17 protein-coding genes are annotated in these 15,617 nt (G+C 39.0%); 10 read left to right on the top strand and 7 right to left on the bottom strand.

The window, feature by feature from the left end:
- Positions 1-2 precede the first annotated feature (2 nt).
- On the top strand, positions 3-926 hold the full coding sequence (bla, locus tag MKX55_RS02475) for a class A beta-lactamase (protein ID WP_339235808.1): 924 nt from the start codon (positions 3-5) through the stop codon (positions 924-926).
- Between the two features lie 12 nt (positions 927-938).
- Entirely contained in the window at positions 939-2,936 is a 1,998-nt protein-coding gene (locus tag MKX55_RS02480; protein ID WP_339235810.1) for a penicillin-binding transpeptidase domain-containing protein, read from the top strand.
- A 69-nt stretch (positions 2,937-3,005) separates the two neighbouring features.
- On the opposite strand, the gene MKX55_RS02485 is transcribed toward MKX55_RS02480, so the two are convergent.
- The 3 genes from MKX55_RS02485 to MKX55_RS02495 form a co-directional block, all read right to left on the bottom strand.
- On the bottom strand, positions 3,006-3,227 hold the full coding sequence (locus MKX55_RS02485; protein ID WP_339182104.1) for a hypothetical protein: 222 nt from the start codon (positions 3,225-3,227) through the stop codon (positions 3,006-3,008).
- 195 nt (positions 3,228-3,422) lie between these two features.
- On the bottom strand, positions 3,423-4,271 hold the full coding sequence (locus MKX55_RS02490; protein ID WP_339235812.1) for a short-chain dehydrogenase: 849 nt from the start codon (positions 4,269-4,271) through the stop codon (positions 3,423-3,425).
- A gap of 57 nt (positions 4,272-4,328) precedes the next feature.
- A complete protein-coding gene (locus MKX55_RS02495; RefSeq protein WP_339235814.1) occupies positions 4,329-4,592 on the bottom strand; it encodes a hypothetical protein in 264 nt (87 codons plus the stop codon).
- Positions 4,593-4,754: 162 nt separating this feature from the next.
- On the opposite strand from MKX55_RS02495, the gene MKX55_RS02500 reads away from it, so the two are divergent.
- From MKX55_RS02500 to MKX55_RS02520, 5 genes are all read left to right on the top strand, one after another.
- Positions 4,755-5,015: a hypothetical protein gene (locus tag MKX55_RS02500; protein WP_339235816.1), complete on the top strand. Its 261-nt coding sequence runs from the start codon at positions 4,755-4,757 to the stop codon at positions 5,013-5,015.
- Between the two features lie 107 nt (positions 5,016-5,122).
- Complete coding sequence (locus MKX55_RS02505) at positions 5,123-6,400, top strand: Nramp family divalent metal transporter (RefSeq protein WP_339235818.1); 1,278 nt, start codon at positions 5,123-5,125, stop codon at positions 6,398-6,400.
- 107 nt (positions 6,401-6,507) lie between these two features.
- Entirely contained in the window at positions 6,508-7,446 is a 939-nt protein-coding gene (locus MKX55_RS02510) for a dihydrodipicolinate synthase family protein (protein ID WP_339235820.1), read from the top strand.
- Between the two features lie 152 nt (positions 7,447-7,598).
- A complete protein-coding gene (locus MKX55_RS02515; RefSeq protein ID WP_339235823.1) occupies positions 7,599-8,603 on the top strand; it encodes a LacI family DNA-binding transcriptional regulator in 1,005 nt (334 codons plus the stop codon).
- 115 nt (positions 8,604-8,718) lie between these two features.
- Complete coding sequence (locus MKX55_RS02520) at positions 8,719-9,588, top strand: GNAT family N-acetyltransferase (protein WP_339235825.1); 870 nt, start codon at positions 8,719-8,721, stop codon at positions 9,586-9,588.
- A gap of 193 nt (positions 9,589-9,781) precedes the next feature.
- On the opposite strand, the gene MKX55_RS02525 is transcribed toward MKX55_RS02520, so the two are convergent.
- On the bottom strand, positions 9,782-10,222 hold the full coding sequence (locus MKX55_RS02525) for an Rrf2 family transcriptional regulator (protein ID WP_339235827.1): 441 nt from the start codon (positions 10,220-10,222) through the stop codon (positions 9,782-9,784).
- A 307-nt stretch (positions 10,223-10,529) separates the two neighbouring features.
- Between MKX55_RS02525 and hmpA the strand changes: the two genes are divergently transcribed.
- A complete protein-coding gene (hmpA, locus tag MKX55_RS02530) occupies positions 10,530-11,750 on the top strand; it encodes an NO-inducible flavohemoprotein (RefSeq protein ID WP_339235829.1) in 1,221 nt (406 codons plus the stop codon).
- Positions 11,751-11,840: 90 nt separating this feature from the next.
- Here the strand turns inward: hmpA and MKX55_RS02535 are convergent, their stop codons facing one another.
- The 3 genes from MKX55_RS02535 to MKX55_RS02545 all read right to left on the bottom strand — a co-directional run bounded on the left by MKX55_RS02535 (position 11,841) and on the right by MKX55_RS02545 (position 13,850).
- The gene (locus tag MKX55_RS02535; RefSeq protein WP_339235831.1) at positions 11,841-12,146 is read right to left on the bottom strand and encodes a hypothetical protein; all 306 of its coding nucleotides are present in this window, start codon (positions 12,144-12,146) and stop codon (positions 11,841-11,843) included.
- Positions 12,147-12,243: 97 nt separating this feature from the next.
- Complete coding sequence (locus tag MKX55_RS02540) at positions 12,244-13,515, bottom strand: PTS sugar transporter subunit IIC (RefSeq protein ID WP_339235833.1); 1,272 nt, start codon at positions 13,513-13,515, stop codon at positions 12,244-12,246.
- 26 nt (positions 13,516-13,541) lie between these two features.
- The gene (locus tag MKX55_RS02545) at positions 13,542-13,850 is read right to left on the bottom strand and encodes a PTS sugar transporter subunit IIB (RefSeq protein ID WP_339182124.1); all 309 of its coding nucleotides are present in this window, start codon (positions 13,848-13,850) and stop codon (positions 13,542-13,544) included.
- 274 nt (positions 13,851-14,124) lie between these two features.
- On the opposite strand from MKX55_RS02545, the gene MKX55_RS02550 reads away from it, so the two are divergent.
- On the top strand, positions 14,125-14,445 hold the full coding sequence (locus MKX55_RS02550; protein ID WP_339182127.1) for a PTS lactose/cellobiose transporter subunit IIA: 321 nt from the start codon (positions 14,125-14,127) through the stop codon (positions 14,443-14,445).
- Positions 14,446-14,475: 30 nt separating this feature from the next.
- Complete coding sequence (locus MKX55_RS02555) at positions 14,476-15,564, top strand: MupG family TIM beta-alpha barrel fold protein (RefSeq protein WP_339182130.1); 1,089 nt, start codon at positions 14,476-14,478, stop codon at positions 15,562-15,564.
- Positions 15,565-15,617: the final 53 nt, after the last annotated feature.

The following is a 15,617-nucleotide window of genomic DNA, read 5'->3' on the forward strand; positions in this document are numbered from 1 at the left end:
CGATGTATATTCAAGATATTTTTAATAAAAAAATGCTAATCATAATGTTATTGATTGCTGTGATAGGGTTAGCAGGCTGTTCCAATGAAGCGGAAAACAGTGATAAGAATCCTGAAGCTGCGGAGCAGGAACTTCAAAGTGAAGAAGTTTTTAAAGAGCTGGAGGAGGAATTTGATGCAAGACTTGGCGTATATGCGATAGACACGGAAACGAACCAGACTGTTGCTTATCACTCTGATGAAAGGTTTGCTTATGCTTCCACTTTTAAAGTCTTAGCCGCAGCTGCCATTTTACAAACTGCATCAATGGATGACTTAGAGAAAATCATTACGTATACGGAAGAGGATTTAGTAACTTATTCTCCTGTGACAGAGAATCATGTAGATGACGGAATGAAACTAAAAGAAATCATGGAGGCGGCTATTCGCTACAGTGATAATACAGCTGGAAATCTGTTATTGGCAGAGCTGGGAGGACCGGATGGACTGGAAGAAAGACTGAGAGAAATTGATGATGAAACAATTGAAGCAGACCGGATGGAGCCGGAACTAAATGAAGCAGCGCCGGGAGATACCAAAGATACGAGCACGCCCAAAGCACTAGCTGAAAGCTTGCAGACATATGTGCTGAGTGATTTACTTCCTGAGGAGAAGCGGGATTTGTTAATTGATTGGATGACAGGAAATGAAGCCGGAGATACATTGATTCGAGCTGGCGTACCCGAAGACTGGGAAGTTATCGATAAGAGTGGAGCAGGGGGCTATGGTACAAGAAATGATATTGCTGTCGTATGGCCGCCTGACCGTCAAGTACCGATTGTTATCTCCATTTTGTCCAGTCGTGATACGGAAGACGCAGATTTCGATGATGCAGTCATTGCAAAAGCAGCACGAGGTGTTATCGAGCAGATGCAGAATAAAGAATAGGAAGGTGGAAGAATGAAAGGTTATCGAATGATTCTCCTCCTGCTGGTGATGATGCTTTTGATAATCGTTGGATGCTCCAAGAAAGAGGAGCCGTCGGAGGTACTGGATGATTATCTTTCCAACTGGGAGAATAAAGATTTTTCTGCTATGTACGAACAGCTTTCTGACGAAGTAAAAAATAAAGTAACAGAAGAAGCGTTTATCGAACGCTATGAAAATATATATGATGGGATAGAGGCAGAGAATGTACAAGTGACATCGCAGGTAGATTCCAAGGAGCAGTTAGAGTCTGATGGAGGTGTTATGACTCTTCCATATAAGGTAGAAATGAACACCGCTGCTGGCCCAATTGAATACAGGCACCAGCTGACATTAGAACAGGGAGATGAGGGAGCGTGGCTGGTTAAATGGAATACCTCACAGATTTTTCCGCAGTTAAGTACAGGAGATAAAGTAAAGGTCAACACGTTAGAGGCGGAAAGAGGAGAGCTGCAGGATAAGAATGGAACTGGACTCGCCGTTAACGAAGATGCGAATGTTATAGGGGTTATCCCGGGCATGCTGGAAGAAGGAACCCAAACAAAAGAGAAGCTGGCGGAGCTCTTGGATATTTCGGTGGAAGAAATAGATCAGGCGCTGGACGCATCCTGGGTAACACCGGAAGTGTTCGTACCAATAAAAACCTTGCCAATGGAAGAAGACGATATAGAAGCCTATGAGGAACTTCCAGGAGTAAGCTCCCGCGTGGAAACCGTCCGTACTTACCCGCTGGGAGCTGCTGCAGCTCACTTAACAGGCTATGTCCGGGAAATATCGGCAGAGCAGCTGGGGGAGCTCGATGGTTATGTTGCTGGCGATGTAATTGGAAACGCAGGGTTGGAAAAGGTATTTGAAGATAAATTACGGGGAGAAAACGGCGCCCATATTTATATCAGCAATGCAGATGGAGAAGTAAAAGAAACGCTTGCCCAAAAAGAGCCTGTCGATGGAGAGGATATACAATTAACCATTGATGCCGCCCTGCAGCAAGAAATATATAATCAGTTTGACGGGGATGCAGGTACTTCTGTTGCGCTCGATCCAGATTCAGGAAACGTATTATCACTCGTCAGCGCGCCTGCCTATAATCCCAATGCTTTTGTACGAGGATTATCTGATGAACAATGGGGAAAATGGAGTGAAGATCCGGATGAACCATTCTTGAATCGCTTTATTAGCCGTTATGCGCCAGGGTCCGTATTTAAAACAATAACTGCATCGATTGGATTGGAAACGGGTGTTACCAATCCGGAAAAGGTCAGACAGATTGACGGGCTTCATTGGACCAAGGATGATTCGTGGGGTGATTATTATGTTACCCGTGTTCATGATAAAGCAGATGTTAATCTGCGAGATGCTTTTGTTCATTCTGATAATATTTATTTTGCACAGGAAGCTTTAGAGATGGGGAAAGACAGCTTTTTAGAAGAGGCAGCTGCTTTTGGGTTTGGAGAAGAAATCCCATTCCCATTCGCTATCCCAGCTTCCAATCTGACGAATAATGGAGAAATCGATCATGAAGTACAGCTTGCTGATACGGCTTATGGACAGGGGCAGGTAATGATGAGCCCGCTGCATCTTGCGTTAACGTATACGCCCTATCTTAATGAAGGGAACATGCTGTATCCTTCTCTGATTGAAGCGGATGAACCTGAGGTTTGGAAGGAAAACCTTATCAGCGAAGAAACCGCTGATTTGGTAAAAGAGAATTTGATTCAGGTCGTCGAAAGCCCGGAAGGTACTGCACATAGCACGTATATACCTGAAGCGGTAATTGGCGGGAAATCTGGAACAGCAGAGATAAAAGGAAGCAAGGAAGATGATAATGGAAACGAAAATGGCTGGTTTGTCGGATTTGAAGAGGACGATTCTGACATATTATTGGTAATGATGGTGGAAGATGTGAAGGACCGCGGCGGCAGCGGTTATGTGATATCCAAGGCGAGAAGTATTTTTGAATATATGCAATAAAGAATAAAAATGAGCATTCACCTGAATCCGAAAATGAGGATTCAGGTGAATAGGCTTTAGATAGGTTTTTTATTCCCCGCCTTCAAAAATGTCTTCCACCTTGTCATCATCTGATCCGCCTTCGTTATCATTTTCCTCTGTATCTTCTGATTCCGCTCCATCTTCATTGTCATTTTCTTCTTGTGTTGGTTCTTGATTATCCGGTTCTTCATTTTCATCGCCCTGACATGCTCCAAGAAGAAGCATCAATGAAACTCCAAAGGCTGCAAGGTAAGATTTCTTCAATTGCATGATGTATTATCACTCCTTCTAATGTATGCTCTTACCCGATTTTAACAAAGAAAATCAGAAAAATTGATTTTGTTAATAAATTGTAAAGGGCTTTAGATACAACATGTCATGCTTCATTCCAAATATAGACAAAAACCTTCACATAGTTTTATTTCTCCGTCAACTTCTTCACAAAAGTAACCGTATTTGTATAACTCAAGGACGCTTACCCCAAGGCTCGACCGTTCCAATAACTTTTACTTCCCTATCGTGAACAACTGCATCAATAACTCCATTGCTGATTTCCTGATGTGTTAGCCATCTGGAGTCTTCTTTCTCTAAAATAAATCCAAGCTGAATTTGTCTGTACTGGCAGCCTGGGTATTTCTTTACAGCAGCATCTTTTATTTGATTTAAACTGGAGCTGCTCCCTAAGATGTGATAGAGTTTCCAAGCTGGAATTTCCTGTGCAACTTCATGACAGATAATATCTAACGCATGGTGCGCATCCGAATGAATCCATGCAATAACTAAATCGATTGGACCGTTCTGAAGGATGGCTGCTTTAATCCTTTCTTTCAGCCCCGTACTATCTTTGTAGTCAACAAATAACGGGGTAATAGAAGAAGCCGCATCCGTCTTGTTAAGTACTCTATCCATTTTAGTCTGATTGCGTGCGATAATGGAGACTTTGTCTGAATGATCAGCAAGCCATAAAGAAGCAGCGGATAACATTCCTGTTCCGCCGATAACCAAGGTGTGGGCAGGGAGGTCTTCCATTTTATTATGGATGATTTCCAGCCATGGATGCTTCCCGTTAAATTGCTGACGTAATGAATAATAAAGCCACTGTATTTCACTCTTTTTCAGAACAGGAAACAGCCGCTCTAAATCCCAATAATCTTTTTCCCTTATAACAGAGCTGCCACCCTTATATAACAATTGTATTTCCGGCTTTATGTAGGGGATGCCGTCGTCTGTGAGTGCTCCAATCCTGCTGATAGACCGTTTGATCTGGTTATCTCTTTTGTAAATCCATTCGTCATTCTCTGAATCTATTAGCATGATTTCGAATAACCAGGCTGTTCCCTGCTTCTTTCTGACCCAAAGACTGCCTGATGCTCAGCTTGGACTCTCGGGCTCTGTCAGCATGGTCAACACGCCGTTATCCGCAATAAATAATTCATAGCTTTCTCCTAAATGCTTTTTGAGTGCAGGCAAATCTTCGTTTCTAATCAAAATATCCATATCGTCATGCTCTCTTGTCTGCTGTCCATAATGCAAATCAAGCGCCCAGCCTCCAGCAATCCACCATGTAATAGGGATATTTTTCATCAGGTTGTTTATTTTTTTAACTGTTAAAGCTTCCCAAGGATGGTGCTGCAAAAAAACTCTCCTCTCCATATATTTTCTAGTAGGGCCTTTTATGTTTATTGTAAAAGCGTTTGCGCGAATCAGCAATGAAACCTATTCATTTTTCCTGCTAAATAAATTGTTATTTTCTGAAATTAATATTTGTGTTACATTAAAGTGGGGGAGTGGTAAAAAATGGACTTCGAAACGGAAGAAGTATCCACAAAAGAAGCATTTCAAAAGGAAAAAAAGAAATTGCTTCCATCAAGTATACGATTTTTTTGTGTGTTCTTATTTGCTTCCTTGTTGATGATGGTTATACGAAGTAATTATGCTAATGTAATTGATTATATTGGGCCACCGGTGATTGGCTTTTTTATATATTATTTTGTACAGTACGCTGAGGTAAAGAGAGCTTGCGGTAAAACAAGAAATAATTTTAGAAAAAGAAAATAAAGAAAGTTCAGAATGTATTTTATAAAAACGTTGACTTTGTATGCGCTTTCGTGTTATTTTAATTTTACGTAAACGTTTACTAAGGAAAATGGAACTGGAGGTAGATTATGAGCCAGGAAAACCTAATTGAACAAGAACCTGTTCATGAATCCAATATTAGGCGCCTTCCTTTTAAAGATTTAATGAAGAGAATTGGCCCGGGTATAATATTGGCTGGGATTGTTATTGGACCTGGAGCGATTACAACAGCTTCTATGGTAGGGGCGATGTATGGATACTCGTTACTTTGGATTATGATACCGATTGCTTTTATGGGTATATCTTTCTTATTAACAACATATAGAGTAGCTCTTTTGACTGGCATGCCAGCGTTACATGCGATTAGACATTATTTTGGCCCTTTAGCTGCTCAGATTGTTGGAATAACAACTTTTTTATCTTGTGTATTTTTTACTATAGGAAATATTTCTGGTACAGGTGCAGGTATGAATCTGCTATTCGGGATAGACTGGAAAATAGGTGCGTTAATTATGTTGGCCTTCCTAGTGTATTGTTATTTTTCTGAAGGTGTATATTCGAAAGTGGAAAAGATATCAATGTTGTGTGTTATTGGGTTAATATTGGCTTTTTACGCCACAATATTTCAAACTGGAGGACCAAATTTAGGTGAATTAGCGTACGGAATAAGCCATTGGACTTTTCCGGTTGGAAGTTTAGCTTTAGTATTAGGTTTTATTAGTACAAATGCTTCTATTACAACTGCGTTATATGGTACTTATTTAAGCAAAGAGAAAAAGTGGAAAAAAGCTGATTTATTTAATGGCGGTATGCTGGCTGATTCGATAGCGCATATAGCGGGAGTAATATTAGTGAGCGGCGCAATAGTTCTAGTGGGCGCTATTGTGTTATTTCCTAATCAAGTAATAATAAGCTCTCCTACGCAGCTAGCGGATATGCTAGTTCCTTTTATGGGAAGAGCTGCAAGTATAGTTATGGGACTTGCCCTAGTTGCTTGTGCGTTTTCATCACTTCTGGGAAACACACACAGATCAATTGTATTATTAAATGCAGGTTTTAATAAACCGACTGGCTTAGAAGAAAAAAGTGTCCGTTGGGGGTCTCTTGTTGTCTTGGTTATTTCTGCGGTAGTTAGTTTCAGTTATGGAGGGTCACCAATACAATTGATATATGTGGCAAATATAGCTACGGCTGTTGCTGCGCCGTTTGGAGGCCTTTTTATGTGTTTGCTTTTATATAACAAAGAAGTAAATAAAGGCTTGAAAAAACCAAAATTATTGCAAGTATGTATGACCATAAGTTATTTATTTTCTTTAATATTAATTACTTTTGTAATTATAGATGTAATTTATAAAATGTTCAGTTAATAAACGAAAGGATTTATATAAGGTCATTATTTATTATTGACAATATAATGAAACCGTTTTACCATTGTTACGTAAACGTTTACGTTTAAAAACAGGAGGAGATTATAATGAAAAATAAAGAAAAATGGAGTGGAGTATTTCCTGCAGTATTAATTCCTTTTAAGGATGATTATTCAATTGACGAACCAGAATTTCGTAAATTAGTTAGATGGGTGGCAAGTCATGAAGGTGTAAATGGAATAGTGGTTAATGGGCATACGGGCGAAATCATGACTTTATTACCGGAAGAGCGTGCAGAAGCAGTAAGGATAGCAGCAGATGAATTACAAGGGCGTATTCCAGTAATCTCTGGTGTTTCTGCAGAAGGGTCAATTGAAGCCATTCAACATAGTCAGGCAGTTGAGCAAGCTGGTGGGGAAGGAATTTTATTAATGCCTCCACATTCATGGTTACGCTTTGGAATGCAGCCGGATTCACCTGTTGAATTTTTTAAAGATGTAGCTGAATCGGTCAATATTGGAATTGTAGTCCATCAATATCCTACATGGACTAAACCATCATATACGACGAGTCAATTATTGGAAATGGCGAAAATACCTAATGTGGTCTCCTTTAAAATCGGTCAACGTGATATGGCACAATATGAAGTAGACGTAAGAGCGCTTAAGGAGCATGCGCCAGATGTTTCACTGTTAACATGCCACGATGAATATTTGTTACCGACACTTGTACAAGGTATTGACGGTGCATTAGTAGGATTTGGTTGCTTTGTTCCAGATTTGATTGCAGAACTGGTCAAACAAGTTAAGAATCAAAATTTAGCAGAAGCTAATCAAGTATATGATCGTATTTACGAATTAAAACAGGCAATCTATAAGATGGATGAACCTTCATCTACCTCACATTTAAGAATGAAAGAAGCAATGTATCAACGTGGTTTAATCAGCAGTTCTCTAGCTCGTCGTCCAGTATTACCATTAACTGAGGAAGAAAAACAAGAAATATCTGATGGACTTAAAAAAGTAGGGCTATCTGTAGAAGTATAAGTATTATTAATTAAAAATGTTTTATGATAAATAAAAAGCTAGTATGTTCCTGGAAAAAGAACATATTAGCTTTTACATATATCCCTATTCTATGAATTGGTGTAAGAATGTTTTATAATAAAAAAAACAATCATTAAATGGGGGATAAGATAGTGACTGTCAGTATGAAAGATGTTGCATTAAAGGCAGGAGTTTCAATTGCCTCGGTTTCACGAGTCATAAGTGGAAAACCAGGTGTAGGCAAAGAAACTGAAAAAAAAATACGCGAAGTCATGGATGAACTAGATTACCGTCCTAATATGGGTGCTCGTGGGTTAGTTATGAAATCGACCGGAAATATTGCTATAGTAATACCCAGAGGTACATTTACTTTAAATAACCCTTTTTTTTCTACTGTACTAGAAGGTATTGCGAAAGGTTTAGATAAAACAGATTACAATATGGTGATGTCTTTTACTTCCCTGCAGCAAAAAAGGTTGCTGGAAACTCAATCAGTTGATGGAGTAATATTATTTGCTCCGAGATACAAAGAGTTGAAATTAGAATGGTTAGAAAGTATCGGATTGCCGATTGTAGTAATCGGTAGTTATTTAGAAGATTCGCCATTCCCTTGTGTACGGCCAAATGACGAGATGGGGACCAAAAAAGCGGTAGAAGAACTCTACAAATTAGGACACAGAAATATTGGCTTTATAAATGGGCCTATAGACTCTATGCATAGTGTGAAATGCTTGAGAGGGTATAAAAATACAATAGAGTCATTAAATATGGAATACACTAAAAATAATGTGTTTGAAGTGGGTGAATTTGAAATACAAGCAAGAAATCAGGATTTAGAAAAATTTTTAATTGAAAATTCAAGAATAACTGGATTTGTTTGTTCATCTGATTATTTAGCAATTGGTTTAATTAAAGCTGCCGGAAAAGTTGGTTTAAAGATACCTGAAGATTTATCTGTTGTTGGATTAGATGATGTGCCATTATCAAGCCATATTACTCCTGCGCTATCGACCGTGCATGTTGATTTGATTGGAATAGGAAAAAGAGCTTCAGCAATTTTAATTAATTTGTTAAAGGGTAAACAAATTCGCAAAAAAGAGATAGTTTTTGAAATGGATTTTATTTCAAGAGACACAACTGGAATTGTGAAGGATTAGTTTGAATATAATAATTAATTAAGAACGAACAGAATTTTCCCGGTGCTATTGTCATTTTACAAAAAACCTTTTTGTAAAATGACATGCTTAGCTCTATAAAAGAAGGTGTATGAAGATGACCGTTATAATAGAACGAGCAAATAACCTTGAATTATTAGCTGATTTTCTTGCGGATATGAATCATCAAAAGGCCAATCATATTGGTTTCTGCGGAACAGATAAAGCGGATATTTTACAAGCGCTTAAAGAGGACTTCGTGGATGGGAAGGGAGAGGTTTCCTTTCTAATAGCGAAACGCAATACTGGAGAAATGATGGCTGCCTGCGGATTGGATATAGAGAATAACGAAGCAGAAGTCTGGGGCCCGTTTAATAAGACAGAAAGAATGGAATGGGATGTTCAGCTTTGGCAGCGGTTAATCGATCGATATCCATCTGTTCAGTATTTTTCCTTCTTTATTAACGAAGAAAATAGAAAGCAGCAGGCGTTTATGAAACAGATTGGAGCAAAACAAGGAAGGAAACACTTAAATTTAGTTATTTATCGGAACCGTTTTGAAAACGCTGATGAACGAAAATGCCGTTTCTTTACTGAGCCTGATTTTCCAGCATTCCGGCAGCTGCATGACAGCATTTTTCCAAATACATATTATGACGCAGAAACAATCCGGAGCAGGTTAAACAAGAATAATGTACTGAAGGTTTTGAAGGATGACAATGGAGATTTCGTTGGTTATGCTTATTTTGAAATAAACAAAGAGCTTTCAGAGGCTTCATTAGAATATATTGCTGTAGCGGACAGGTATCAAAATAAAGGGTTTGGAAGGCTTTTATTAAAGGAAGTATTAACTGCTATATTTGCTTTTCCTAAAATAGATAAGGTACATCTCACTGTAGATGCTGACAACCATCATGCGAATCATGTTTATGAAAAAATAGGATTTGAAAAGGGAGATACATTGATTCATTATAAAATTCAGTACTAGCGGATATACAGTGAATTAAGCAGCAAAAGCAGTCTTTTTCTGGGAAGGCTGTTCAAAAAAGTTCCAAATAATAAGTAATGGACGAATCACGTTTTACTAAGAGGCCATCCTAATATCGTCCGCTTTTTAAGAGATGTTCTTGTGGTCAGCCGTCTTGTAAATAGCATAATGAAATACAAGAACATCCCCCGCTTTAATCTTTCATCCCCATCAGTTCCTTCAGTTCTTCTTCATTCTGTATTAAATCCTCTAATGTATATTCTTCCAGCACTTTAAAAAATTGAAATAACGCTTTATTCAAGACATGCTTCAAGGAGCATCCTGGTGAAATCACACAATGGTTGGTTCCTTTATCAAAGCATTCGAGTAAATTGAAATCACTCTCCAGCGAGCGGATCAATAATCCGATATTGATGTCAACAGCAGGCTTAGCAAGACGAAACCCGCCATTTCTGCCTCTTACAGAGGTCAGTAATCCTCTTTTTGTTAAATCGTGGACAACCTTTCTCAGATGCTCTGGTGAGATGGAATACACATCAGATACTTCTTTAATTGTCGAAAGCTCACCCTCCGACTTTAAACCTGCCAAAATCAAGACGCGCAAGGAGAAGTCTGTATATTTTTTTAAGTTCATGGTATCTCTCCGTTTGTTAATTATTTCACATAATTGTAACATAAATTTGCTTTTGACACATTGAATTCACATTTTTATCGTATTAAAATAAAACATGTATTCAAAATACATCTTTTAAATAATCAAGATAACATGTATCACGGTGCAATCGTCTGTAACCTCTCTGCTTCAAGGATTAAGGTGATTTATGAAGTGAAAACAGGAAACAGCGGACGTAAACACCCCGATTGGTTCAACTAAAGCTCTGCAGGGGGAAATAGTCCTCCATGGAGTGATTTTTCACTATTTCACAAAGGAGTGTTTTATAATGGCAACAACAACAGCGGGATTAGATCAAAAAACAATAGAAACAATAAAGGCAACGGTTCCTGTCTTGCAGGAGCATGGAGAAGCAATCACAGGGCACTTTTATAAAATTATGTTAGAAAATCACCCGGAACTGAAAAATGTTTTTAATCAGACCAATCAGCGGAAGGGCGGACAGCCAAAAGCGTTGGCAAATACAGTGTATGCAGCAGCGGCAAATATTGAGCATTTAGAGAATATCCTGCCGCATGTAAAACAAATAGCGCATAAACACACAAGCTTAAATATCAGACCAGAACAATATCCGATTGTAGGAAAATATTTATTAATTGCCATCAAGGATGTGCTTGGAGATGCTGCTACGGATGACATTATGGATGCATGGGAAAAAGCGTATGGCGTGATTGCAGACGTGTTTATCAGCGTAGAAAAAGAAATGTATGAAGAAAAGCAAAATACGCCAGGAGGCTGGGTTGGATTTCGTGATTTTACAGTCGCTGAGAAGGTTCCGGAAAGCGAAGTCATCACCTCTTTTTATTTAAAGCCTGCAGATGACGGAAAGCTTCCACCTTATCAAGCTGGACAATATATTACTGTAAAAGCACAAATGGAAGGGGAAGCCTACGACCATTTACGCCAATATAGTTTATCCACTGCGCCGGGACAGGATTTCTTGCGAATCAGTGTGAAGCGGGAAGATGAGCATCATCCTGAAGGAATTGTATCTAATTATCTTCATAACCAAATAGAAAAAGGTGCAGTTCTGGCAATCAGTGCGCCAGCTGGAGATTTTGTATTAAACAAAACAGAACAAAAACCATTAGTGTTAATCAGCGGAGGAGTTGGGTTAACCCCATTAATGAGTATGCTGGAAACGGTGGTAGAAGAACAGCCGGAGAGAGAAGTTATCTTTATCCATGCGGCAAGATCTCGCGCTTACCATGCAATGAAGGATAAAATAGCCTCTATTGCAGAAGCCAATAAACAAGTAACGCAATATACGGTTTATGCGGATAATACAGACGCAGGTGTATGTGATAAAGAAGGACATATTGATTTGGATTGGCTAAGAGAAGTTATTCCAACAGTGGACGCATCTTTTTATTTATGTGGTCCAAAAGGATTTATGGGTGCGATGAATGGTCATTTGCGAGAAATGAATGTGGCAGATAATGATATTCACTTTGAATTATTTGAACCAATGGATGAGATTGCGAATTAAACGAAGGAAGGCTGGTTGAAAAAACCAGCCTTTTCAACTTGATAATAAACTTTAGAGAACCTCCTGAATTGCCTTAGTTTAATCCTTTTCTTAACCAATAACATCTCCTCCGAATACAAAGGTCATTAAAGCACTGCTGACAAATCCAACAAGAAGGGCAACGATTATACGTTTTTTGAAATAAGGTTTATCTTCCGCTTTCCCGTCTATTTTGGTAAGAACAATGCCAATACCTAATGAAGCTGCTATCCCGGCGCTGAAAAAATAGCTTACTGCATCCGGAAGCTGGAAGTAACTTAAGAAAGTTGGAAAGACGAGCATTCCAACAAATAATATAAATAAAAACACAAGAACTCCTTTAAAGCTGATACGAGGTATTAATTTGGACTCTTCCATTATAGTTTCCTCCCTGGGAGAGGAAACCCGTTGATTTCCTCTCTTGAATGTATTACGGAGAATGGTCCGTAAAACTCCCGCTGAGTGACGTTTCGTCTTATGGAGCTGTATTATCTTCTTCCGTTTCTAAATCCATCATTTTTCGATCATAGACTTTAAAGAAAGGGAAATAGATGGCTACGGATATCGCGATATTGAAAAGAACCAGGAGGATAGCCCGCCAATCTCCTCCCGTTGCCAGATAAGCGCCGATTGGGGCCGGCAGCGTCCAGGGGGCTCGTATAAATGTCGGCGATACCAGACCTATGGACGTTGCAAAATAAGAAATAATTGCAAGAACGATAGGTGTAATGATAAAAGGAATAATCAGTATCGGGTTTAAGACAATCGGCAGTCCGAAAATAACCGGTTCATTGATATTGAAAAGGGCAGGTACACTCACTGTTCTGCCTAGATTTTTTAAATATTTTGATCGTGCAAATAAGATCATCACAATAACAAGACCAAGTGTGGCGCCTGAGCCGCCGACCCATATGAACCATTGGTATAAAGGCTCAGGGGCAACATGAGGCAGAACCTCTCCTGCGGCAGCAGCTTCCCCGTTATTTAACAAATATACTTCCCATACGGGACGTGCGACTGATCCGACAACCGAAACACCATGGATACCGAACGACCAGAAAAAGGTAATTAGAAACACAGGGACTAATACACCAAATAAACTGTCTCCAGCTGTAACGAGTGGAGCGGCCAGCTTTTCAACAACTGTATGCAAATTCACTCCGATAACTACTGTAATAAGAGTCATTAATACGATAACGATGGCTACCGGAATAAGTGCTTCAAAGGATCTGCTGACGGATTTAGGGACGGCATCCGGAAGTTTGATCGTAATCCCTTTTTGTTTACATATTCGGAAGATTTCTACAGACAGGATGGAAACAATAATTGTTACGAACAGACCGCTTCCGCCGAGAAACTCCATTGGTAAATAAAATAATTCATCAATTACTGTTGGTGTAATGGTAAGCAGCAAAGAAGCAACTGCAATTTGCGCTCCTGACAAAGGGTCGACCTTATAGGATTGCGCTAAATTATAACCAATACCGAATGCCACATAAAGGGACATAATGAACATGGTCATCCGATAAGGAATCAATATTTCTGCTGCATTATCTGCCGCCCATTGAGTAATTGCCCATGGTTCGGGCAAAGGCGGAGAGGCAATAAGTAAAAAGAAAGACCCTACAATAATGAATGGCAGGGAAGAAATTACACCGTCACGAATAGCTAAAAGATGCCTTTGTTCCGCCAATCTGGCCATCGGATTAGAAACCTTTTCCTCCAAAAAATCTGTAAATTTAGCCATGATACGTAACTCCTTTCCATCCTGAGCTATGAAATTAATTCATTCAGCGCTTTTAATAACGTAGGTCCGCCTAATGGGTTATAGCCCTGAGCAGGTATGGAGCCGCATGGAACGCCATGTTCATCCGCTTTTTCCTTGATGCCTTTAAATCGATGTCTTATTTGCGGTGCAACCATAATGGCATCCCAATGATGATCAAGTTCTGCGTCTACCTCACTGGAACCTACAGCCTTTACATCAAGATCCTGTCCGTGTTTTCCCGCTTCTTTTTTTAAAGCATTCACTACAATTTCACTCGACATTCCACCAGAGCATACAAATAACACTTTTTTCATCACGTCACGTCCTTTAAAAATAATTATTTGGATTATACTGTAGCCTTTTATCCGTTTCCTATAAACAGCAAGCAACTTTAAAATAAGCTCAATTTTTTATCGGAGAGATTTTCCTCCTTCCTGAAAATATTTTTTGGTTAAATGATTAATTACTTGAAAGGGCTTTCATATACTTGTATTATAGAATACATAAAATAAAATTTCAAATATATTTTAAATTTGTAAAATTAAAATTCAATCCGCTATCATGCGGAAATCAGCGGGAGGGGTTCAGATGGATATGGAAAAAGAAATTTTTGAAATTATATCGAATGGAGGAGATGCGAAAGCAATAGCTTATGAAGCGCTCGAACTAGCGCATGAAAATCATTTTCAGCAAGCAGAAGAGAAATTGAAAGAAGCAGATCAAACACTAAACACGGCTCATAATACACAGACCAGACTGATTCAAGCAGAGTTAAATGGAGAAGGTGCTCCAATGACCCTGCTGATGGTTCACGCCCAAGACCACCTGATGGCAGCGATAAGTGAAATGTCATTGATTGAAAATATGATTAAGCTGTTAAAAAGAATTTCCGAATTAGAGAAGAAATAAAATGAATACATGATGAGAGAGGTGTTCGAAATGAAAAAGCTTGGTATTTCCATCTATCCCAATAAATCAAGTGTCGAGGAAGATTTGGAATATATACAAACTGCAAGTAAATATGGTTTTGAACGTATCTTCACCTGTCTGCTATCTGTAGAAGGAGATAAGGAAAAAATAATCGCTGATTTTAAGAAAACAATTTCTTTTGCGAAAGAAAAAGAAATGGAAGTGATTTGTGATATCAGCCCGCGTATATTTGACGCATTGAATATTTCCTATCAAGACTTATCTTTTTTCGCTGATCTTGGAGTGGACGGTATCCGGTTAGATATGGGGTTTACCGGAAATGAAGAAGCAATGATGACGTATAATTCTTATGGATTGAGCATCGAGATTAATATGAGTAACTCCAATAAATATTTGGAGAACCTGTTAAGCTATCAGCCTAATCTATCGAAACTGACAGGATGCCATAACTTTTACCCGCATCGCTATGCCGGGCTTTCCTATGAATTTTTTATAGAATGCAGCCAAAGATTTAAACAGCATGGTTTGAGAACAGCAGCTTTTGTCTCTTCCAATGATGCTGCTTTTGGGCCTTGGCCAATTGTAGAGGGTCTGCCGACAGTTGAAATGCATCGTGAATTGCCAATTGACGTGCAGGCAAAGCATTTATTTGCCACAAACGTTATTGATGATGTCATTATCAGTAATGCGTATGCATCTGAAGCGGAAATGAGGCGCCTCAGTGAGATAAGCAAGGAGAAAATGACGTTTGCTGTCGATACGGTTTCTACCGCAAGTGATTTGGAAAAGGAAATTATCTTTCATGAGCCGCATTTTTACAGGGGAGATGTTTCTGATTATATGATTCGTTCTACGCAGAGCAGAGTGAAATATCGCGGGCATTCCTTTCCGGCCCATCATACGCCGGATATAAAAAGAGGGGATGTCATTATAGAAAGTGATTTATATCAACAGTATGCCGGAGAATTGCAGATTGCTTTAAAAGATATGGTCAATTCCGGTAAATCCAACGTAGTTGCAAGAATTAGAGAGGAAGAGATTTTCTTAATTGATTATTTGAAGCCATGGGAAAAGTTTGCTTTTACCGCAAGAACATAAGCAAGGAATGAAGAGTAGCTTATCAGATGTTTAGGTAAACAGTGTGAGGGAGG

It is taken from the genome of Oceanobacillus sp. FSL W7-1281 (assembly GCF_037969835.1).
GTDB classification, from domain to species: Bacteria; Bacillota; Bacilli; order Bacillales; family Amphibacillaceae; genus Oceanobacillus; species Oceanobacillus oncorhynchi.

Excerpts from the sequence above, each read along its gene's own strand:
- MKX55_RS02535 (WP_339235831.1), bottom strand. The coding sequence starts at position 12,146 with ATGGAAGAGTCCAAATTAATACCTCGTATCAGCTTTAAAGGAGTTCTT.
- hmpA (WP_339235829.1), top strand. The coding sequence starts at position 10,530 with ATGGCAACAACAACAGCGGGATTAGATCAAAAAACAATAGAAACAATA.
- MKX55_RS02505 (WP_339235818.1), top strand. The coding sequence starts at position 5,123 with ATGAGCCAGGAAAACCTAATTGAACAAGAACCTGTTCATGAATCCAAT.
- MKX55_RS02520 (WP_339235825.1), top strand. The coding sequence starts at position 8,719 with ATGACCGTTATAATAGAACGAGCAAATAACCTTGAATTATTAGCTGAT.
- MKX55_RS02550 (WP_339182127.1), top strand. The coding sequence starts at position 14,125 with ATGGATATGGAAAAAGAAATTTTTGAAATTATATCGAATGGAGGAGAT.
- MKX55_RS02480 (WP_339235810.1), top strand. The coding sequence starts at position 939 with ATGAAAGGTTATCGAATGATTCTCCTCCTGCTGGTGATGATGCTTTTG.
- MKX55_RS02545 (WP_339182124.1), bottom strand. The coding sequence starts at position 13,850 with ATGAAAAAAGTGTTATTTGTATGCTCTGGTGGAATGTCGAGTGAAATT.
- MKX55_RS02490 (WP_339235812.1), bottom strand. The coding sequence starts at position 4,271 with ATGCTAATAGATTCAGAGAATGACGAATGGATTTACAAAAGAGATAAC.
- bla (WP_339235808.1), top strand. The coding sequence starts at position 3 with ATGTATATTCAAGATATTTTTAATAAAAAAATGCTAATCATAATGTTA.
- MKX55_RS02510 (WP_339235820.1), top strand. The coding sequence starts at position 6,508 with ATGAAAAATAAAGAAAAATGGAGTGGAGTATTTCCTGCAGTATTAATT.
- MKX55_RS02485 (WP_339182104.1), bottom strand. The coding sequence starts at position 3,227 with ATGCAATTGAAGAAATCTTACCTTGCAGCCTTTGGAGTTTCATTGATG.
- MKX55_RS02500 (WP_339235816.1), top strand. The coding sequence starts at position 4,755 with ATGGACTTCGAAACGGAAGAAGTATCCACAAAAGAAGCATTTCAAAAG.
- MKX55_RS02525 (WP_339235827.1), bottom strand. The coding sequence starts at position 10,222 with ATGAACTTAAAAAAATATACAGACTTCTCCTTGCGCGTCTTGATTTTG.
- MKX55_RS02555 (WP_339182130.1), top strand. The coding sequence starts at position 14,476 with ATGAAAAAGCTTGGTATTTCCATCTATCCCAATAAATCAAGTGTCGAG.
- MKX55_RS02540 (WP_339235833.1), bottom strand. The coding sequence starts at position 13,515 with ATGGCTAAATTTACAGATTTTTTGGAGGAAAAGGTTTCTAATCCGATG.